Origin of the sequence: Kitasatospora sp. MAP5-34 (assembly GCF_029894335.1) — a bacterium.
Classification (GTDB): Bacteria; Actinomycetota; Actinomycetes; order Streptomycetales; family Streptomycetaceae; genus Kitasatospora.
In genome coordinates this window covers 31,993-52,699 of the sequence record NZ_JARXZC010000011.1, presented here as the reverse complement: position 1 = coordinate 52,699, position 20,707 = coordinate 31,993, and the positions used below count along the sequence as shown (strand labels likewise).

The 20,707-nt window shown below is 72.1% G+C and carries 16 protein-coding genes; 7 read left to right on the top strand and 9 right to left on the bottom strand.

From position 1 onward, the window contains the following. Nucleotides 1-2 precede the first annotated feature (2 nt). Entirely contained in the window at nt 3-584 is a 582-nt protein-coding gene (locus P3T29_RS12325; RefSeq protein ID WP_280716416.1) for a hypothetical protein, read from the bottom strand. A 186-nt stretch (nt 585-770) separates the two neighbouring features. On the opposite strand from P3T29_RS12325, the gene P3T29_RS12320 reads away from it, so the two are divergent. The 6 genes from P3T29_RS12320 to P3T29_RS12295 all read left to right on the top strand — a co-directional run bounded on the left by P3T29_RS12320 (nt 771) and on the right by P3T29_RS12295 (nt 6,315). Then, nucleotides 771-1,382 carry a hypothetical protein gene (locus tag P3T29_RS12320; RefSeq protein WP_280716415.1) on the top strand — a complete coding sequence of 204 codons (612 nt, stop codon included), beginning with the start codon at nt 771-773 and terminating at the stop codon, nt 1,380-1,382. Between the two features lie 126 nt (nt 1,383-1,508). Then, entirely contained in the window at nt 1,509-2,819 is a 1,311-nt protein-coding gene (locus tag P3T29_RS12315; RefSeq protein WP_280716414.1) for an ABC transporter substrate-binding protein, read from the top strand. Between the two features lie 79 nt (nt 2,820-2,898). Then, nucleotides 2,899-3,408: a DinB family protein gene (locus tag P3T29_RS12310; protein WP_280716413.1), complete on the top strand. Its 510-nt coding sequence runs from the start codon at nt 2,899-2,901 to the stop codon at nt 3,406-3,408. A 269-nt stretch (nt 3,409-3,677) separates the two neighbouring features. Then, a complete protein-coding gene (sepF, locus tag P3T29_RS12305; protein ID WP_280716412.1) occupies nt 3,678-4,070 on the top strand; it encodes a cell division protein SepF in 393 nt (130 codons plus the stop codon). Nucleotides 4,071-4,237: 167 nt separating this feature from the next. Then, entirely contained in the window at nt 4,238-4,792 is a 555-nt protein-coding gene (locus P3T29_RS12300; protein ID WP_280716411.1) for a helix-turn-helix domain-containing protein, read from the top strand. Further along, the gene (locus tag P3T29_RS12295) at nt 4,789-6,315 is read left to right on the top strand and encodes an MFS transporter (protein WP_280716410.1); all 1,527 of its coding nucleotides are present in this window, start codon (nt 4,789-4,791) and stop codon (nt 6,313-6,315) included. Before P3T29_RS12300 ends, P3T29_RS12295 begins: the two co-directional genes overlap by 4 nt. Before the next feature lie 35 nt (nt 6,316-6,350). Here P3T29_RS12295 and P3T29_RS12290 read toward each other — a convergent pair whose 3' ends face one another. Next, entirely contained in the window at nt 6,351-8,909 is a 2,559-nt protein-coding gene (locus P3T29_RS12290; protein WP_280716409.1) for a SpoIIE family protein phosphatase, read from the bottom strand. Nucleotides 8,910-9,115: 206 nt separating this feature from the next. On the opposite strand from P3T29_RS12290, the gene P3T29_RS12285 reads away from it, so the two are divergent. Continuing rightward, nucleotides 9,116-9,910: a methyltransferase domain-containing protein gene (locus tag P3T29_RS12285; protein ID WP_280716408.1), complete on the top strand. Its 795-nt coding sequence runs from the start codon at nt 9,116-9,118 to the stop codon at nt 9,908-9,910. Between the two features lie 16 nt (nt 9,911-9,926). Here P3T29_RS12285 and P3T29_RS12280 read toward each other — a convergent pair whose 3' ends face one another. The 7 genes from P3T29_RS12280 to P3T29_RS12250 form a co-directional block, all read right to left on the bottom strand. Further along, nucleotides 9,927-11,405 carry a selenium-binding protein SBP56-related protein gene (locus P3T29_RS12280; RefSeq protein ID WP_280716407.1) on the bottom strand — a complete coding sequence of 493 codons (1,479 nt, stop codon included), beginning with the start codon at nt 11,403-11,405 and terminating at the stop codon, nt 9,927-9,929. A 187-nt stretch (nt 11,406-11,592) separates the two neighbouring features. Next, on the bottom strand, nt 11,593-12,246 hold the full coding sequence (locus P3T29_RS12275; protein WP_280716406.1) for a TetR/AcrR family transcriptional regulator: 654 nt from the start codon (nt 12,244-12,246) through the stop codon (nt 11,593-11,595). A 79-nt stretch (nt 12,247-12,325) separates the two neighbouring features. Further along, nucleotides 12,326-13,906 (bottom strand): 4-coumarate--CoA ligase family protein, encoded by a 1,581-nt coding sequence (locus tag P3T29_RS12270; RefSeq protein ID WP_280716405.1) that lies wholly within the window; start codon nt 13,904-13,906, stop codon nt 12,326-12,328. Between the two features lie 86 nt (nt 13,907-13,992). Further along, complete coding sequence (locus tag P3T29_RS12265) at nt 13,993-15,156, bottom strand: acyl-CoA dehydrogenase (protein ID WP_280716404.1); 1,164 nt, start codon at nt 15,154-15,156, stop codon at nt 13,993-13,995. 122 nt (nt 15,157-15,278) lie between these two features. Then, on the bottom strand, nt 15,279-17,207 hold the full coding sequence (locus P3T29_RS12260) for a biotin carboxylase N-terminal domain-containing protein (protein WP_280716403.1): 1,929 nt from the start codon (nt 17,205-17,207) through the stop codon (nt 15,279-15,281). A 27-nt stretch (nt 17,208-17,234) separates the two neighbouring features. Next, on the bottom strand, nt 17,235-18,833 hold the full coding sequence (locus tag P3T29_RS12255; protein WP_280716402.1) for a carboxyl transferase domain-containing protein: 1,599 nt from the start codon (nt 18,831-18,833) through the stop codon (nt 17,235-17,237). Continuing rightward, a complete protein-coding gene (locus P3T29_RS12250; protein WP_280716400.1) occupies nt 18,830-20,515 on the bottom strand; it encodes a DUF1446 domain-containing protein in 1,686 nt (561 codons plus the stop codon). Before P3T29_RS12250 ends, P3T29_RS12255 begins: the two co-directional genes overlap by 4 nt. Between the last annotated feature and the right edge of the window lie 192 nt (nt 20,516-20,707).

Below are 20,707 nucleotides of genomic sequence, written 5' to 3'. Positions count from 1 at the left end.
CCTCAGTCCCTCCGACCGGCGTCCGTCCGACCGACGTCCGGCGGTGTGGCGTCCGAGGGCGGCGGTGCGGGGTCGCAGACCGGGCAGGGGGTGAGGCCGCGTTCGCGCAGCCCGGCCGCCGCCACGGGCCCGGCCCGCTCCTTGCCGGCCACCAGTTGACAGCCCGGGCGGTGGTAAAGCGTCCCCTCGGGGAGTGCCAGCAGCGCCGACTCGTCCTCGCCCCGGGTCGGCTCAGCGGCCCCCGGCCCGTCCGGCTGCTCGACCAGCAGGGTGTACAGCACCTCGACGCGGCGGTCCGTCAGTTCCGGTGCGCCGCCCCGCCCCGGTGACCGGGCGGCCACCAGGACGGCGCCGGCCACGATCAGCGCGGCTCCCGGCACCGTGCCCGAGGCCAGGTACGGCAGCTGGCGGGCCGTGAGGGTCTCGCCGGACACCCCGTACCACCCGAGTACGCACAGCAGGGCGCCGACCACCGCCGTGAACCAGCCCGGCCGCTCGCGCACCGCCCGGACGAACACCCGGACGAACTCCGCCCCTGGCGCCCGCTTCGCCGGCGCCCCCTTCATCCCTTTCACCCGGTTCACGGAGTTTTCTCCGTTCTCTCCCCCGAATTGCGATTCGTCCACAGATCCGCCTTCATGGTGTCACCTGCGACGTTTCCAGGAACAGCCTGGACAAGGGCCCTGGACACACCGGCCGGACAGGGCGGAACACCCCGGAGAACCGCCGGACGCCCTGCTGGACGAACCGAAACCGACGGCGAGGAACCCATGCATCCGACGCAGAGCGACAGCCGGACCCACCACGACCACCACCCGCGCAACCGCCGGCGGGCCGCAAACGCCCTGCTCGCCGTCCTGCTGCTCACCGCCACCTCGGCCGCCTGCAGCAGCAGCAAGAGCACGTCCTCGGCCTCCTCGGCTTCGGCGAGCGCCTCCGCCAGCGCCTCGTCCAGTGCTTCGACCAGCACCGGCGCGAGCAGCTCAGCGAGCGCCGGCGCCTCCGCGACCGGGACCGCCCCCGCCGATCCGGTGGCGGCCACGGCGGCGGTCAAGACGAACTGGGAGAAGTTCTTCGACCCGGCCACCCCCCTGACGGCCAAGGCCGCCCTGCTGGAGAACGGCGACCAGCTGATGCCCCTGCTCCAGGGCTTCGCCCAGGACCCGAGGGTCGGCCAGGTCAAGGCGCAGGTGAACAACGTCGCCTTCACCTCGCCCACCAACGCCACCGTCACGTACGCGCTCTCCCTCCAGGGCAACGTGGTGGAACCGGCCGCGACCGGGACGGCGATCCTCGACAACGGGACGTGGAAGGTGTCCCGCTCGACCCTGTGCGGTCTGGTCACCCAGAGCGGGAACACCGGCCTCCCCGGCTGCGCCTGACCCGGGATGCGCCTGAACCCATCGGGCCCGGCCGCCCGCGCGACACCGCGCGGGCGGCCGGGCCGTTGTCCTCCGGATGGCCGAAGGCGCCCGGGAAGTTCCGCCGCCCTCCTGCTGGCCGGCACCGTGCTGCTCGCCGGCTGCGGCAGCCGCCTGCCGGAGAGCGCCTTCGCCACCCGGCCCGCCGGCCCCACCGCCTCGCCCGCCTCACCCGGGAACGGCGGCGCTACCGACACCGGGGTCACGCCCACCGAGATCCGGATCGGCATCGTCACCTCCCGGACCAGTCCGGTCGGCAGCGAGACCTTCAGCGGCCCGCTCTACGGCGCGCAGGCCTTCTTCCGCTCGCTGAACGACCGGGGCGGCCTGCACGGACGTACCGTCAAGGTCCTGACCTGCGACGACGGTGGCAGCGGGATCGGCAACCAGGACTGCGTCCACCAGCTGATCGACCACGACCAGGTGTTCGCGTTCGCCTCCGGCAGTGTGCTGGACTACGCGGGCGCGCCGTACGTCAGCGGCAAGGACGTCCCGGACGTGGGCGGCCAGCCGATCGGCACGGCGTACGACCGCTGGCCGCACCTCTACGGCATCTACGGCAGCAACGCGCCGCGCGACGGCCGCACGGTGGGCTGGAACGGCACGCTCTACCAGAGCACCGAGGTCTTCCGGTTCTTCAAGGAGCGGCTCGGCGCGCGGAACGCGGCGGTGGTCGCCTACAACCAGGCCGACTCCGCCCGGTACGCGGCGCAGCTGACGCAGGGCCTGGAGGCGGAGGGCTACCGGGTCCTGTCCCAGAGCGTCGACTTCGCGCTGCCGGGCTTCCAGGCGGTCGCGGCGGCCATGAAGGCCGACGGCTCGCAGCTGGTCTTCGACGCCATGGACAGCCGGGGCAACTCGGCGCTCTGCCAGGCGCTGGACGCCGCCGGGGTGCGGCTGACCGCCAAGGTGACCAACGTGCAGAACTGGTCGGAGGCCGTCCGTACCGACTACCAGTCCTCGCCCGGCTGCCGGAACGCGCTCTGGTCCACCTCGTCCAGCCGCAACTACGAGGACGTCGGCTTTCCCGCCGTCAAGGAGTTCCGGGACGCCATGACGCGCTGGTACCCGGAGCGCGAGAGCCTGCTGTCCGCCTGGGAGCTGGAGGGCTGGGCCGGCGCCCAGTGGCTGACCGACGCGATGGACTCCTGCGGGACGGCCCTGACCCGGGCCTGCGTCGAGCGGTTCATGAACCGCGCGCAGCCGTACGACGCCCACGGCCTCATCCTGCCCGCCTCCTTCACCCCCGCCCCGCAGCCGAACGGCCCCACCCGCGCCTGTCTGGACGCCGCGCGCTGGCAGGACTCGGCCTTCGGCGGCCACGGCGGCTGGACGACCCAGGTCACGGACATGAACACCACCTGCTTCGACGTCCCGCAGCTCCCCTATCACCCCTGAAACCTTCGCCGGCGCCGCCGCTGACGCTGCGCCAAGAATTCGGTACCGCCGGTCGCCGCCCTGGGCCAAGATGGCCGGTATGACGACAACAGAGCGCATCGATCCCCCCATCGCCGCCGACGAGACGACCATGCTGACGGCGTGGCTCGACTTCCACCGCGCCACGCTGGCCCTCAAGTGCGAGGGGCTGACGGACGAGCAGCTGCGGACGCGCGCCGTCGCGCCCTCCGCGCTCTCACTGCTCGGGCTGGTCCGGCACATGGCCGAGGTGGAGCAGGCCTGGTTCGTCAGCCGCCTCGCCGGTGAGGACGCCGCCGCGATCTACTGGTCGGAGGCCGACGAGGACGCCGACTTCAACGGGGTCGACACCGCGGAGGTGGCCGAGGCCTTCAGCACCTGGCAGGCCCAGATCGCGCTGGCGCGGAAGGCGGCCGAGGGTCTGCCGCTGGAGACGGTGGCCAAGAAGCCCGCCCGGGGCAAGGAGGTGACGCTGCGCTGGATCCTGGTTCACATGATCGAGGAGTACGCGCGCCACAACGGACACGCCGATCTGCTCCGGGAAACCATCGACGGCGTCACCGGGGAGTGAATCCGTTACGCGACTGTTGACTAATCGTCAACTACTCCCGGATGTGCGCCGATAAGGTCTACGCGCGCAACCTTCCATCGGCCTGCGGCGTCGCAAAAGGTAGCCGGGTACCCCCGGACTTCCTGCTCGCCACACCCCGTACGGCGGTCGCGAGCGGGCACCGAAGCGATGATCAATGCGATACTCGGACAGTTCCGACGAGTGGATGGCGCGTCAGAAGGGCGCGGACACCCGGGGGACGAGTACGGGACGAAGCAGGGAGGCGCGGCATGGGAGCACTTCGCGACGAGCACCACAACGGGTGGCTGATGCCCTCCGGAAACTACCCGGCCGCAGTGCCGGACGATCCGTGGGCGACGCAGGCATCGGCACCGACGATCCCGGCCCTCACGAAGATCGCCTCCCTGAAGCCCACCGGCTTCGAAGCGGCCCGCACGGTCGGCGAGCACGTCCGCTCCGGCACCCCGGTCGTCATGGACCTCACCGAGATGACCGGCGCCGAGGCCAAGCGGATGGTCGACTTCGCGTCCGGGCTGATCTTCGGCACCTGCGGCGGGATCGAGCGGATCGCCCGCCGGGTCTTCCTGCTCACCCCGGCCGACGTCGAGGTGATGGTCATCGACCGGCCGCTCGACGAGACGGGCTTCTACAACCAGAGCTGAGCAGCAGCCGCGAGCCGGGGACGACACCGTCGTCCCCGGCTTTTTGCTGCCCTGAAGGCCCTCGAACCGGTGACAGAGGCTGTCAACAGGCCACCGCCGAATGTCCCAGCTGAGGCATCGAAGAAAAGAATGAGACATCAACGTCTCATCTGATCTACACTTGCCGCATGGCTACTGACCGCGACTCCGTCCTCGAGGCCGCTGTGGGCGTGCTCTCCCGCCGCCCGACCGCCCATCTGGACGAGATCGCCCGCGCGGCGGGGATCAGCCGCGCCACCCTGCACCGGATCTTCCCGGGCCGCGAGGCCCTGATCCGCGAGGTCGGCGCCACCGGCCTGCGCAGGTTCGCCGCCGCGCTCGACACCGCCGAGATCGATTCCGGCGACGCCCAGGCCGCCCTGCGCCGTCTGGTCGACGCGCTCGTACCGGACGCCGCGCTCTGCGCCTTCCTGGCCGGCGAGAACCAGCTCTACGACGACCCCGAGATCAACGAGCTCTGGGAGATCCAGGACGCCAGGGTCCGCGCGCTCTTCCTCCGTGGCCAGCAACAGGGCGTGTTCCGGATCGAGCTCTCCGCCGGCTGGCTGAGCGAAGCCTTCTTCGACCTCGTCGCCGGTGTCGGCTGGGCCGTCCAGGACGGCCGCCTCGCCCCGCGTGACAGTGCCTACTCGCTCGCCGAACTCTTCCTCGGCGGCGCCCTCAGGAGCCCCGACCAACCATGAGCACCGCCGTCACCGCCCGCCCCGCCACTGCCGCCGACCCCCGCCGCTGGCTCGGTCTCGCCGTCCTGGTCCTGGCGGTGAGCCTGGTCGCCATCGACGCGACCGTCCTCTCCCTCGCCATCCCCTCCATCAGCGAGACCCTGCACCCCAGCGGCACCCAGCTGCTCTGGATCGGTGACAGCTACTCCTTCGTACTGGCCGGGCTCCTGGTCAGCATGGGCGCCCTCAGCGACCGGATCGGCCGCAAGAAGCTGCTGCTGATCGGCTCCTCCGCGTTCGGCGCCGCCTCCCTGCTGGCCGCGTACGCACCCGGCCCGGGCTGGTTGATCATGGCGCGCGCGCTGCTCGGCGTCGCCGGTGCGACGATCATGCCGTCCACCCTCTCGCTGATCCGCAGCCTCTTCCCCGACGACCGCGAGCGGGCCACCGCCATCGGCATCTGGGGCGCGGGCGCCACCGCCGGCGCCGCCCTCGGCCCGCTGGTGGGCGGGGTGCTGCTGGAGCACTTCTGGTGGGGCTCGGTCTTCCTGCTCAACCTGCCGGTGCTCGCCCTGCTGCTCGTGCTCGGCGCCTGGCTGCTGCCCGAGTCCAGGGACCCGAAGCCCGGCAGCTGGGACGTGCGCAGCGTGGCCCTGTCGATGGCCGGGGTGACCGGCGTGGTCTACGCGATCAAGGAGGCCGCCGCCAACGGCTTCGGCCTCGCGCACTGGTACGTGCCGGTCGCGTTCGTCATCGGCGTCGCCGCCCTGACCACCTTCGTCCGCCGCCAGCTGAGCCTGCCGGCCCCACTGCTGGACGTCCGGCTGTTCCGCAACCCGCGCTTCACGGCCGCTGCGCTCGGCTCGCTCACCGCCCTGATCGGGCTCTCCGGCGTGGTGTTCTTCATGTCCCAGTACCTGCAGCTGGTCCGCGGCTACTCACCGCTCGCCGCCGGGATCGCCGAGATGCCGGCCTTCGTCGGCGCCGTGGTCGGCGGGCTGCTGACGGCGCAGCTGGCGCGGCGCACCGGTGCCCGGGTCACCCTGACCGGTGGCCTGCTGACGATGGGTGTCGGTATCGCCCTGCTCGGCTGGGTCCACCAGGACAGCGGGTACCTGCTGCTCGGTGTCGCCTTCCTGGCCGTCGGCACCGCCGAGGGCGTGGTCTACACGCTCTCCGCCGACCTGGTCCTCGCCGCCGCCCCCGCCGACAAGGCCGGCGCCGCGTCGGCGGTGTCGGAGACGGCGTACGAACTCGGCACCGCCCTCGGCATCGCGCTGGTCGGCTCGGTGGTCACCGCGATCTACGCCGGTTCGCTGACCGTCCCCGCCGGGACCGACCCGGCCGTCGCCGACCGCGCCCAGGAGTCGATCGGCGGCGCCGTCGAGGCCGCCCGTACGCTCCCGTCCCAGCTCGGTGACCCGCTGCTGGCCGGTGCGAAGCACGCCTTCGTGCACGGCATGAACGTCGCGGCCGTCCTCGCGGCGGCGCTGCTGTTCGCCTCTGCGGCGTCGGCCTGGTACCTGCTGCGGCGCAGCCGCTAGGCCGCGCCTGCGGGGGCCTCGTTGTAGCTGACACCTCAGCGGCCGAGTGGGAGTTCCAGCTCCGCCCAGACCACCTTGCCGTGCTTGGTCGGTCTCGCGCCCCAGCGGTGGGCCAGTTCGCTCACCAGGTGCATGCCCCGGCCGCCCTCGTCCTGTTCGGCCGAGGGGCGCAGCCGGGGTGCCTGGCCGCCCGAGTCGGCGACCTCGACGGTCAGGGTCCGGTCGCGGAACAGGCGCAGCCGGCGCGGCGCCTCCGCGTGCAGCAGGGCGTTGGTGACCAGCTCACTGACCATCAGCTCGGCGAAGTCCGAGAGCCCGGACAGGCCCCACGCGGCCAGGGTGGCCCGGGTGAACCTGCGGGCCAGGCCGGGCAGCGGGCCGTCGCCGTTGAGCGGGAGGGTGGCGATCCGGTCCTCGGGGACGGGCAGTGCCCGCGCCATGATCATGGCGATGTCGTCCTCGGTGCCGTCGGTCACCAGCTCGGCGAGCACCGCGTCACAGTTCTCCTCCAGCGTCCGGGTGGCGCCCGAGAGGGTGCGGCGGAGCAGGTCGATGCCGTGGTCGAGGTCGCGGCCCCGGCGCTCGATCAGGCCGTCGGTGTAGAGCACCACCATCCCGCCCTCAGGGAGGGTGAACTCGGTGCTCTCGAACGCGACCCCGCCGACCCCGAGCGGGACGCCCGGCGGGATGTCCACCGTCCGCGAGGTGCCGTCGGGGGCGACCCAGACCGGCGGCAGGTGCCCGGCGGCGGCGACCGTACAGGTCCGGTCGACCGGGTCGTACACCGCGCAGATGCAGGTCGCGAACTGTCCCTCGCCGATGCCCATCGCCGTCTCGTCCAGCCGGGTCAGCACCTGCTCGGGCGGCATGTCCAGGGTCGCCAGGGTCCGGGCGACCGTCCGCAGCTGTCCCATCGTGGCGGCGGCCCGGATGCCGTGGCCCATCACGTCGCCGACCACCAGCGCCACCCGCCCGCAGGAGAGCGGCACCACGTCGAACCAGTCGCCGCCGACCTCGCTGACCACGCTGCTGGGCAGGTAGCGGTAGGCGATCTCCAGGCCGAGGGTCCGGTGGATCTCCTGCGGCAGCAGGCTGCGTTGCAGGGTCAGCGCGGTCTCCCGCTCGCGCCGGTAGAGCCGCGCGTTGTCCAGCGCGATCGCCGCGCGGGCCACCAGCTCCTCGGCGAGCGCCACGTCCGCCGCGTTGAACGCGTCGGGGTTCCGGGTCCGGACGAACTCCGCGCCGCCCAGCACCATGCCGCGCGCCAGGATCGGCACCATCAGGTAGGAGTGGATCCCGGCCTCGATCCCCGGCCCCACCCGCTCCTCGTCGGCGAGCAGACCCGAGAGGATGGTCCGGTCCACGTGCGGCCGCAGCAGCGGACGCCCGCTGCGCAGGCACTCGGTGTAGACCCGCCGCGAGTCGTACTCGGAGGTCTCCCCCACCGCGTCGGCGGTCGTCGTCAGCCCCGCCTCGTAAGCCTCGCCGACCGCCACCGCGCGCAGCTTGACCCCTCGGTCGGGCGCGAGTTCGGCGGGCTCCTCGCCGCGCAGCACCGGCTCCAGCAGATCGACGGTCGCGAAGTCGGCGAAGCGCGGGACGACCGCCTCGATCAGCTCCTCGGCGGTGCGCTGCAGGTCCAGGGTGGTGCCGATGGCAGCGGTCGCCTCGGCCAGCAGGGCGAGCCGTTCCTGCGCGCGGGCGGCGCGGGCATCCGCCTGGAAGCGTTCGGAGACGTCGATGATCGAGGAGCTGACGCCGAGCACCCGGCCGCTCGGGTCCTCCAGCCGGAAGTACGAGGCCGACCAGGCCCGGTCCCGGCGCGGGTCGCCCGGAGTCCGGCCGTGCGAGCGGGCGTCCATGACCGGTCGGCCGGTGGCCAGTACCTGCCGCATCACCGCCTCGATCTCGGCGCTGTTGATGCCGGGCAGCACGGCGCTGATCCGGCGGCCGAGGTGGTCGGCGACGGGGATGCCGTTGATCCGGGCGAGGGCGTTGTTCAGCCGGACGTAGCGCAGCTCGGTGTCGTAGACCGCCATCCCGATCGGCGACTGGGTGAAGAAGCCGTTCAGGACGGCGAGATCCCCCTCCACGTCGCGCAGTGCCCGCACGTCGGAGGCGGTGCCGAGGACCAGCCGCGCACCGGCCGGGCCGGCGATCGGGTAGCTCCGGAACTCCAGCTCCACCCGGTGCCCGTCCCGGTGCCGGACGGCGAAGACCCCGGACCACGGCTTTCCCGCCATGATCCGCCCGAACAGCTTCAGCACCTCGGGCCGCTCCGGCTCGGGTACCAACAGCTTCGCCACCCGGGTGCCGACGGCCTCGGCGGCGCTGTAACCGGTCAGGGCCTCGGCGTCCTCACTCCAGTGCAGGATCCTGCCTTCGCCGTCGACCAGTCCCGTCGCCAGCGGCACCAGGCGGTGCCCCTCCAGGCGGTGCCCTTCGAGCGACTGGACGTCCACCGACTGCCCCTCCAAGGGCTGTCCTCCCAGCGGCTGTCCTTCCAGCGGCTGCCCTTCCAGACGCGACGAAGCGGCACCGGCCGCCACCTCGCGGCCGGCACCGTCGTGGTCGGACCTCTCGATTCCGTGCATGGTCAGGACATCACCTGCCAGGTACCTTCCCGGTCGCGGCCGGGCGAATCCGGCTCCCACCAGACTGCACGGCCCCACGCACCACGGCGACTCCTCGCCCCGGCGGGTCGGTGAGCAATTCCACCTGACCGCTTCACCCCCCCCGCCCGCGCGGGCCTGCCGCACCCGGTGCGTGCGCGACATCCGTCCGGGTGCAGGATCTACCCATGGCCACGGACCCGCGTTACCTCCTCGACAACCAGCAGGACGAAGCAGGGCAGCGCTTCGGCGCGATCTCCACCCTGTTCGACCCGGTGACGTTCCGGCACCTCGACCAGCTCGGGGTCGGCGCGGGCTGGTCCTGCTGGGAGGTCGGCGCGGGCGGGCCGTCCGTCCCGAACGGGCTGGCCGAACGGGTCGGGCCGACCGGACGGGTGCTCGCCACCGATCTGGACACCCGCTGGCTGGACGGCGTGATCGCACCCCTGGTCGAGACGGCCCGCCACGACGTGGCGGCGGACGTGCCGCCCGCCGGTCCGTTCGATCTCGTGCACGCCCGCCTGGTCCTGGTGCACGTGACCGACCGCGCCGCCGCGCTGCGGAATCTGGTCAGCGCCCTGCGGCCGGGCGGCTGGCTGCTCCTGGAGGACGCCGACCCCGCGCTCCAACCACTCAGCGCCCCGGACGAGCACGGACCCGCCGAACGGCTCGCCAACCGCCTCCGCGCCGGATTCCGCACGCTGCTCGCCCAGCGGGGCGCCGATCTCGGCTACGGCCGGACCCTGCCCCGGCTGCTGCGCGAGGCGCAGCTGCTGGATGTCCAGGCCGACGCGTTCTTCCCGCTCACCTCCCCGGCCTGCCGCACGCTGGAGGCCGCGACCGTCCGGCAGCTGCGCACCGAACTCCTCGCGCAGGGCCTGGCCACGGAGGCCGAGATCGAGGAACACCTCACCAACGTCGCCGCCGGCCACCTCGACCTCGCCACCGCGCCCTTGATCTCCGCCTGGGGTCGGCGCCCCTGAGCTGGTCCGAGGTCGGTCAGCGGAAGCAGTACGAGTCCGAGGACGCGTCGCCGCCCTGCAGGTGCGTCTGGTGGACGCGCAGGCCCTGGAACTCGTCGCCGTGCGGGAAGAAGCGGTTGTCGACGGTGAGGCCGCCCCGCGAGGTGTCCGCGTCGAGCTTGATCATCCAGGGGTCGATCCCGTCTGGGTAGAACTGGTCGTCCCAGGAGCCGTAGAGGGAGTTGGTCAGGTAGACCCGCTTGCCGTCCCGGCTCAGCTCCACCATCTGCGGGCCGCCGGTCAACGGGGTGCCGGGGGCGCCCGGGTGCGGGGTGCGCCCGGTGATCCCGCCCAGTCGGACGGAGCCGGTCTTCCGGGGGTGGAAGGGGTCGCTGACGTCGAACTGGAGCAGCTCCCCGGTGCCCCAGGCCGAGACGTAGAGCCAGCGGTCGTCCACCGAGAGGTTGATGTCCGTGACGAGCGGCGGTACGGCGCCGAAGGGCTGCAGGGCCGGCGGCAGGTCCTCGGTCTTGGCGGGCTCGGCGGGGATGTCGATCACCTTGCGGACGGCGAACCCCGTGCCCTCCCGGTGCCACAGCCACACCGAGGCGGACAGGTCCTCCACGCTCACCACGACACCGACGAAGCCCCACTCCTGCTCCGGATCGTGGGCGGGACGCAGCTCCAGCGCCATCTGGTACTGGTCGCCCAGGTCCACCCGTTGGAGGTGGCGGCCGGAGGCGAGCTCCCAGAAGTGCAGCGCGTGGCCGTACTTGCGGCCGAGCAGCAGCTCGGGGTTGACCCCGTCCTCGACCATCGACGGGGTGCCCCACTCGCTGGTGATCGCCACGTTGTGGTTCAGGTGCCACCACACGTCGTAGGCGAGGTGCTGCGGCCCCCGGTCGGTCTCCCAGGCGCGCAGCACCTCGAAGCTGGTGTGGTCGAGCAGGGCCACCCCGCCCGGGCCGTCCGCGCCGTTCGCGCCGCCCAGGCAGGAGAGGAAGACGCCGTCAGGTCCGCAGTGCAGCGTGTGCGGGCGGGAGTAGCCGGCCTTGGCGGCCAGCTCCTCGGCGGCGATCACCTTGGCCAACTGCGGCCGGACAGGGTCGGGTTGGGTGTCCATGACGTACAGCCGCGAGGACCGCAGGCCGGGCAGCAGCAGGAAGCGCCGCTCGGGCAGGTGGTGATCGGCGTGCGCCAGCGCGCTGGAGCAGGCGTTCCAGCCGAAGTGGTGGAGCTCGTCGCCGAGATTGGGCAGCTCGGCCAGGTTAAGCACGCGGCCGTACGTCGGGGAGTCCGGGTCGGTGTCGACCGTTATCAGGGCGTCCGGACGCTGCGCGGAGCGGTCGAAACCGGCGACGTACGCGAGCTTCTCCGGCGGCGCGGCGACCGCCTCGGCCGGAGTGCGGTACAAGGTCGGATCGGTGTGCTGCTGGGACTGGGGGGTGCCCGGCTCCTGGCCGTGCTCATGTGCGTGCTTGTCGTGCTGCCGGTCGTGCTCCTCGATGTGGCGCATGACGACTCCTCAGCTCGATGCGGATGCAGTGACCGGTGGTGGACGCCGCTGCGGGTGGGCCGTCCAAGGTTCGAGAGCATTGCACAGGACCAGGGGCGTTCCAAGAGGCGCACAGGGGGACACGATGCGCTCCGCTGTGCGCCAAGGCGACTGCTGCGCAGGATGGTTGGAGGTTTCGGCCGAGCGGTTACGCGAGTGGCGTACGGGCCGCCGGGTACTCGGCTACGGTCGGCGTGGCGAGCACGGCGTCCAGGATCCGGGCCCACTGGCGGACCACGCCCGCGCGGCGCGGGCCGTCGTCGGTGAGCAGATTGGCGAGGCCGAGGCCCCGGGCCATGTCCATGGTGGCCTGGACGGTCTCCCGGACACCCGGGGCGGACTCGTCTGCGCCGAGGAACTCGACGGCCGCCCGGTGGGACTCCCGGCCGACGTGGTTCTCCAGCGCCACGATCCGCTCACGCAGCGGCTCCTCGGTGGCGGCCGCCACCCAGAGGTGCAGCGCGGCCCGGAACAGCGGGCCGGTGTAGAGGCGGACGATCAGCTCGACCACCGCCGCCGTGCGCGCCGGGCCGACCGGTGGCAGCTCGCCGGTGTCGGCCCGGACGGCGGCGAGGCGTTCGGCCGTGACGTGCTCCACGGCGGCGGTGAACAGGTCCTCGCGGGTCGGGAAGTGGTGCTGCGCCGCACCCCGGGTGACCCCGGCGCGCTCGGCCACCACCGCGACGGTGCTGCCGTTCCAGCCGAGTTCGGCCAGGCACTCCACCGCCGCCTCCAGCAGCCTGCGACGGGTGGCACGGCTTCGGCTCTGCTGCGGGGTGCGGGAGGCGGCGTGGGTGGTCATGGCTGCTTTCGGGTGGTGGTACGAGGTTCGGGCCGATCCTCTCAGAATGCCGGGGACCGGAACACCAGAGCATGCCTGGTCAGCGGGCCCGGTCGCGGAGTTCGCGGCGCAGGATCTTGCCGCTCGCGGACTTGGGCACGGCCGCCAGGAACTCCACCGCCCGGACCTTCTTGTACGGCGCGACCTGGGCGGCGACGAACTCCGTCACCTCCTCCTCGGTGAGCGCGCTCCCGGGCGCCCGCACCACGTACGCCTTGGGACGCTCGACGCCGTCGCTCCCCGTCACCCCGATCACGGCGGCGTCGGCGATCTGCGGGTGGGCCAGCAGCAGCGCCTCCAACTCGGCGGGGGCGACCTGGTAGCCGTTGTACTTGATCAGTTCCTTCACCCGGTCCACGACGAACAGGTACCCGCGCTCGTCGACGTAACCGACGTCGCCGGTGTGCAGCCAGCCGTCCTGGTCGAGCATGGCGTCGGTCTCGGACTCCCGGGCGAAGTAGCCCTTCATCACCTGCGGTCCGTGGAACAGCAGTTCACCGCGCTCACCGACACCGAGGTCCTTGCCCGGGTCGTCCAACGAGACCACCCGCAGCTCCGTCGAGGCGACCATCCTGCCGACCGTCCCGCGCGGCGGGTCCTGGTCGTCCAGCGGGAGGACGTGGGTGGCGGGCGAGAGTTCGGTCATGCCGTAGCCCTGGTGCACGCGCGGCAGCCCCAGCCGGCGGGCGCAGGCGTCGGCGAGGTCGGCGTCCAGCGGCGCGGCGGCGCTCAGCACGTAGCGGACGGACGACAGGTCGTACTGGTCCACCAACGGGTGCTTGGCCAGCGCGAGCACGATCGGCGGGGCGACGAAGACGCCCTCGATGCGCTGTTCCTGGATGGTGCGCAGGAACTGTTCGAGGTCGAAGCGGGGCAGCACCACGATGGTGGCACCGGACCGGAGAGGCTGGTTCAGGAGGGCGGAGAGGCCGTAGATGTGGAAGAACGGCAGCACGGCCAGGATGCGTTCACCGACCGCCGGGCGGTGCACGGAGTCGGTCTGCAGGAGGTTGCTGGCTATGTTGCGGTGACTGAGCATCACACCCTTGGGCAGCCCGGTCGTCCCGCTGGAGTACGGCAGGACGGCGATGTCGTCCGCCGGGACGAACTCCGGGGTGGGTTCGGGCGCGGTGCAGGCCAGCAGGTCGGCGAGCGAGCGGTGGCCCTCGCTGCCGTCGCAGACGAAGATCTCCTGGATCGGACCGCCTTCCGAGGCAAGGGTCTCGGCCGCCTCGGCGGCCACCGGCAGGAAGGCCGAGATCGTGATGATCCAGCGGGCCCGGCTGTCGCGCAGTTGTCCGGTCAGCTCCCCGGCGGTGGCCAGGGAGCTGACGGGGGTGACGGTCGCGCCGGCACGGGTCGCGCCGTAGAAGGCCATCGGGTACGCGATGGTGTTCGGGCTGTGCAGCGCGATCACGTCACCCTTGCGGACACCCGCCTCGGCCAGCCCCGCCGCGATCCTCCGGCTGCCCGCCTCGAGTTCGGCATAACTGACGGCCTGTCCGGTGATGCCGTCGATCAGCGCCGGGGTGTCCGGATGCTGGGACGCGGTGCCGAGCACGGCCTCGTGGATGGGCAGGTCGAGCGGCTCGATGTCGGGGTAGTCGCTACGGAACACCATGTACGCCTCCGGGGCGGTCGGGGTGGTCGGGGTGGGACGAATCCTCCAAGAGTGGCTGAACAGGACCGCCGAGAACAGACCGCGAATCAGTACGACCTGGGCAGGCCCAAGGTGTGCTGGGCAACGTAGTTGAGGATCATCTCGCGGCTCACCGGCGCGACCCGGCCGACCCGGGTGGCGGTCAACAGCGCGGCCAGCCCGTACTCCTGGGTCAGCCCGTTGCCACCGAGGGTCTGGACCGCCTGGTCGACGCTACGGCAAGCCGCCTCGCCCGCAGCGTACTTGGCCATGTTGGCGGCCTCCCCGGCGGCCAGGTCGTCGCCCGCGTCGTAGAGGTGAGCGGCCTTCTGCATCATCAGCCTGGCGAGCTCGACCTCGATCGCGCACTGGGCGAGCGGGTGGGCGAGGCCCTGGTGCGCGCCGATCGGGGTGTCCCAGACGGTGCGGGTCCTGGCGTACTCGACGGCCGTGTTGAGCGCCTGCCGCGCGATGCCGAGGGAGAAGGCGGCGGTCATGATGCGCTCGGGGTTGAGCCCCGCGAAGAGCTGCAGCAGGCCCGCGTTCTCGTCGCCGACCAGGGCGTCGGCGGGCAGCCGGACGTCGTCCAGGAAGACCTGGAACTGCCGCTCGGCGGTGACCAGTTCCATCGGGATGGGCCGGTACTCGAAGCCCGGGGTGTCGCGCGGGACGATGAAGAGGGCGGGCTTGAGCTTGCCGGTGGTCGCGTCCTCGGTCCGTCCGACGAACAGGACGGCGTCGGCGCGGTCCACCCCGGAGATGAAGACCTTGCGACCGGAGAGCAGCCAGTCGCCACCATCGCGGCGGGCGATGGTGGTGATGCGGTGCGAGTTGGAGCCGGCCTCCGGTTCGGTGATGCCGAAGGCCATCCGCCGGGTGCCGTCGGCGAGCCCGGGCAGCCACTGCCGCTTCTGCTCGGCCGTGCCGAAGCGGGCTATCACGGTCCCGCAGATCGCCGGGGAGACGATGAGCATCAGCAACGGGCAGCCTGCGGTGCCGAGTTCCTCCAGTACGATGGAGAGTTCGGCGATGCCCGCACCCCCGCCGCCGTACTCCGTGGGGAGGTTGACCCCGAGATAGCCGAGCTTGCCCGCCTCCACCCAGAGTTCGTCGGTGGCCTCCCCCGCCCGCGCCTTGGCCTGGAAGTACGCGGGGCCGTAGCGCCGGGCGAGGTCGCCGACGGCTCGACGGAGGGCCTGGCGTTCGGTGGATTCGACCAAGGGGCTGGACATGAGGGTGGTCCTTTCCTTGCAACGAGGGTCGGGTGAGCGACAGTTGGGCTGGTCCAGCCGAGCCGGAGCGACTCAGCCGGCCAGTTGGGCCGGGCTACTCGGGCTGGGTTACTCGGCCTGGGCTAGTCGGGCTGGACGACGGCCAGCAGGGCGCCGAGTTCGACCTGTTGGCCCGGTGCGACGCGAAGTTCGGTGAGCAGGCCGTCCGTCGGGGCGCAGACCTGGTGTTCCATCTTCATCGCCTCCAGCCAGAGCAGCGGCTGACCTGCGGTGACGGTGTCACCCACGGCGACCGCCGTACGGACGACGGTGCCGGGCATCGGCGCGAGGAGCGCGCCGGGGTCGGTCTGGGCTGCCGGGTCCGGGAAACGTTCGACGACCGTGAGAGCGACCGGCCCGGCCGGCGAGTCGACGTACACCGCGTCGGAGTAGGTGGCGACTTCGAAGGTGCGGGTGAGACCGGCGGTCCGTAGCGTGACTCGCCCCGGGCTCGCGGCGAGCAGCTCGGTCCCGGGGTGCCCGTCGGCGCGCAGGCCGTCCCGGGTGACGCGGTAGCGGACTTCGTACTCGGTGCCGTCGGTGTCGCGGTAGCGCTTGACCTGGGGCTGGGAGGGCAGGTTCCGCCAGCCGGAGGGGAGGGCGCCGGGCCTGCCGGCGGCGTCCGCGAGGGCGGCCGCGAGGGCCGCGATCGGGGCGTGCTTGCCTGCGTCGGCGGACAGTTCGGCGGCGTGCTCGGTGAGGAAGCCGGTGTGCAGACGAGCGTCCAGGAAGGCGGGGTGGCGCAGCGCGGCAACCAGCAGGTCGCGGTTGGTGACCAGGCCGTGGATCCGGGCCCGGGTGAGGGCGTCGGCGAGGCGGCGGGCGGCGGCGGCACGGGTGGGTGCCCAGGCGATCACCTTGGCGAGCATGGCGTCGTAGTGGATGCCCACGGTGCTGCCGCTGCGCACCCCCGAGTCGAGGCGCAGCCCGGTGTCCTGTGCAGAGATGGTGAACTCCACCTGAGGGCCGACGAGTTCGAGTCGGTGCAGGGTGCCGGTCTGCGGCTGCCAGCCCCGGGCCGGATCCTCGGCGTAGAGGCGGGCCTCGATGGCGTGGCCCCGGAGGCCGGGCCGCTCGGCAGGCAGCCGATCGCCTTCGGCGACCCGGAGTTGGAGCGCGACCAGGTCGAGCCCGGTGACGCATTCGGTGACGGGGTGCTCGACCTGGAGGCGGGTGTTCATCTCCAGGAAGAAGAACCGCCCGTCGGGCCCGAGCAGGAACTCGGCCGTGCCGGCGCCGGTGTAGCCGATGGCACGGGCGGCCGCGACGGCGGCGCTGTACAGTTCGGCGCGCAGGTCGTCGCCGATCCCGGGCGCCGGGGCCTCCTCGATCACCTTCTGGTGGCGCCGCTGCAGCGAGCAGTCCCGCTCGCCGAGCGCCCAGACCGTGCCGTGCTGATCCGCCATCAGCTGGACCTCGACATGGCGGCCCGTCGGCAGATAGGGCTCGCAGAACACCTCGTCGGATCCGAACGCCTTCTCCGCTTCGGCCCGCGCGGCGGCCAACGCGGTTGGCAGGTCGACAAGTTCGCGGACCACTCGCATGCCACGTCCGCCGCCGCCCGCCGCCGCCTTGACCAGCAGCGGAAGGTCCGCCTCGGTGGGCTCGCCCCCGACGCTGAGCACCGGGACCCCTGCGGCGGCCATCAGCCGCTTGGCTTCGGTCTTGGAGCCCATCGCGGCGATCGCGGCCGGCGGCGGACCGATCCAGGTCAGCCCGGCCGCCTCGACGGCACGTGCGAACTCGGCGTTCTCGGAGAGGAATCCGTACCCCGGGTGGACGGCGTCGGCGCCCGCCTCCAGCGCGGCCCGGACGATCAGGTCCGCGCGCAGGTAGGTGTCGGCGGGGGCGGCACCCGGCAGCCGGACGGCGGTGTCCGCTTCGTGGACGTGCGGGGAGTCCGCGTCCGGGTCGGAGTACACCGCGACCGTGGCGATGCCCAGGTCGCGGCAGGTGCGGAAGACCCGGCGGGCGATCTCGCCCCGGTTCGCGACCAGCAGTGTTGTGATCATGTGTCAGTTCCCCTACCTCTCCTGCCCCTACATCCGGAAGACGCCGTAGCCGTGCGCGCCCTCGACCGGGGCACTGTGGATCGCGGAGAGGCAGATACCCAAGACCGTGCGGGTGTCGCGGGGGTCGATGACCCCGTCGTCGTAGAGCCGGCCGGAGAGGAAGACCGGCAGCGACTCCGCCTCGATCTGCTGCTCGACCATCGCCCGGATCGCGGCGTCGGCGTCCTCGTCGTACGGCTGCCCCTTCGCAGCCGCCGACTGCCGCGCGACGATCGACAGCACCCCGGCCAGCTGCTGCGGGCCCATCACCGCTGACTTGGCGCTCGGCCAGGCGAACAGGAAGCGCGGGTCGTACGCCCGTCCGCACATCCCGTAGTGCCCGGCGCCGTACGAGGCGCCCATCAGCACGGACAGGTGCGGGACGGTGCTGTTGGAGACCGCGTTGATCATCATCGCGCCGTGCTTGATGATGCCGCCCTGCTCGTACGCCTGCCCGACCATGTAGCCGGTGGTGTTGTGCAGGAAGATCAACGGGATGTCACGCTGGTTGGCCAACTGGATGAACTGGGCCGCCTTCTGCGACTCCGCACTGAACAGCACGCCCTGCGCGTTGGCCAGGATGCCGACGGGGTACCCGTGCAGGTTCGCCCAGCCGGTGGCCAGGCTGGTGCCGTAGCGCGGCTTGAACTCGTCGAAGTCGGAGCCGTCGACGATCCGGGCGATCACCTCGCGCGGGTCGAACGGCACCTTGAGGTCACCGGGCACGATGCCGAGCAGCTCGTCCTCGTCGTACTTCGGCGGTGCGGCGGCGAGGTCAGGGTCAGGTCCGGGCTTGCGCCAGTGCAGGCGGTGGACGATCCGGCGGGCGATCCGCAGCGCGTCCGGCTCGTCCAGGGCGAGGTGGTCGGCCAGGCCCGAGGTACGGGCGTGCATGTCGGCGCCGCCGAGCGACTCGTCGTCGGACTCCTCGCCCGTCGCCATCTTCACCAGGGGCGGCCCGCCGAGGAAGACCTTGGCCCGCTCCTTGACCATCACGGTGTGGTCGGACATCCCCGGCACATACGCGCCACCGGCGGTGGAGTTGCCGAACACCACGGCCACCGTGGGGATTCCGGCGGCGGAGAGCCGGGTGAGGTCGCGGAAGAGCGCCCCGCCGGGGATGAAGATCTCCTTCTGGCTGGGCAAGTCGGCGCCGCCCGACTCGACCAGATTGACCAGCGGAAGGCGGTTGCGCAGCGCGATCTCGTTCGCGCGCAGCGCCTTGCGGAGCGTCCACGGGTTGCTGGCACCACCGCGCACGGTCGGGTCGTTGGCGGTGATCACACACTCGGTGCCCTCGATCACGCCGATCCCGGTGACCAGCGCCGCGCCGACCGGGTAGTCGCTGCCCCAGGCGGCGAGCGGGGAGAGTTCGAGGAACGGCGAGTCCGGGTCGATCAGCAGCTCGATCCGCTCGCGCGCCAACAACTTGCCCCGACTGCGGTGCCGTTCCACGTACTTGGGGCCGCCACCGGCCAGCGCCTTGGCGTGCTCGGTGTCCAGGTCGGCGAGCTTGGCGAGCATCGCGGCGCGGTGGGCGGCGTACTCGGGGCCGGCCGGGTCGAGGCGGGTGGGCAGGACGGTCACAGCAGGGCCTCCGGGATGTCGAGGTGCCGGGCGCGGAGCCACTCCCCCAGCGCCTTGGCCTGCGGGTCGAAGCGCTCCTGGGCGGCGACGCCCTGGCCGAGCAGTCCGGTGAGGGTGAAGTTGACCGCCCGGAGGTTGGGGAGCAGCTGTCGGCTGATCTCCAACCCGGCTGCCTCCGGCAGGAGTTCGCGGAGCAGGTCGACGGTGAGGGTGTGGGCGAGCCAGCGCCAGCCGGGTTCGGTGCGGGCCCAGACGCCGAGGTTGGCATCGCCGCCCTTGTCACCGCTGCGGGCGCCGGCCACCAGGCCGAGCGGGGCCCGCCGGGTCGGCCCGGGGGCCAACGGGTCCGGCAGGGGCGGCTGTTCGGCGGGGGCGAGCTCGCAGGTGACCGTCGGCGGCGGGAGCACGACGGTGGTGCCGTCGGGTAGGACGGCCGTGTGCTCGACCAGGTGTGCGTGCACGTACCCGGACTCGAAGACGCCGTAGGGCGTGCCCGGACCAGGCAGTGCGCTGAGGTGGAACCCCGGGTAGCTCGCCAGGCCGAGTTCGACCGCGGCCGTGCCGACGGCCCGTCCGACGGCCTTCTGGTCAGGGTCCTTGACGGCCAGCCGGAGCAGTACGGAGGCCGTCTCCTCGGTGGCGGCGTCGGGGTGGTCGGTCCGGGCGAGTGTCCAGCGGACCTCGGCGGGGGCCGGGTCCAGGGCGGCGGCGACCTGCTCCTGGACCAACTCGGCCTTGGCTTCGATGTCCAGCCCGGTGAGCACGAAGAGCACCTCGTTGCGCCAGCCGCCGATCCGGTTCAGACCGACCTTGAGGGTCGGCGGCGGAGCTTCGCCGCGTACGCCGTCGATCCGGACCCGGTCGGGCCCGTCCTGGCCGATCCGGACGGTGTCGAGGCGGGCCGTCACATCGGGCCCGGCGTAGCGGGCACCGCCGGTCTCGTACAGCAGTTGGGCGGTGACGGTCTCGGTGGTGACCGCGCCGCCGGTGCCGGGGTGCTTGGTGATGACGCTGCTACCGTCGGCGTGGATCTCGGCGATCGGGAATCCGGGACGGGTCACGTCGTGCTCGCGGAAGAACGCGTAGTTGCCGCCGGTCGCCTGGGTACCGCACTCCAGCACGTGTCCGGCGACCACCGCACCCGCGAGTGCGTCCAAGTCGCCCGGCCCCCAACCGAAGTGGGCGGCCGCCGGACCGGCGACCAGCGCCGCGTCCGTGACCCGGCCCGTCACCACGATGTCGGCGCCACCGCGCAGACACTCGGCGATACCCCAGGCTCCGAGGTAGGCGTTGGCGGCGAGCAGCCCGTTCGGCAGGCCCAACGCCTCTGCTCGGGGCAACAGATCGTCGCCCGTGACGTGGCCGACCCGCACGGCAATGCCCTGCTTGTCCGCCAACTCGCCGATCGCGTCGGCGAGTCGGCCCGGATTGAGTCCACCGGCGTTCACCACGATCCGCACACCACGGTCCACCGCGAGGCCGAGACACTCCTCCAGCTGCCGCAGAAAGGTCTTGGCGTAACCGAGTTGATGGTCCTTCAGGCGATCCCGGGCGAGGATCAACATCGTCAGCTCGGCCAGGTAGTCACCCGTGAGGACATCCAGCGGGCCCCCGGTGAGCATCTCCCGGAACGCGGCGAACCTGTCCCCGTAGAACCCTGACGCATTGCCGATCCGCAGCACCGCAAGCCTCCCCAGCCGCCAAGCCACCCAACCGTCCGCCCTCGGGAGCAGCCTGGCACCGCGCCACAAAGAAAGCAAGCATGCATGCTTGTTTTCAGGCCCCGCCCCGCCCAGCCTCAAGCAGCAGCACAAGAGTTGAACTCGGCTCACCCACCACTCTTGACTGTTGCTCTGTGCCAGAACCCCGGTGGC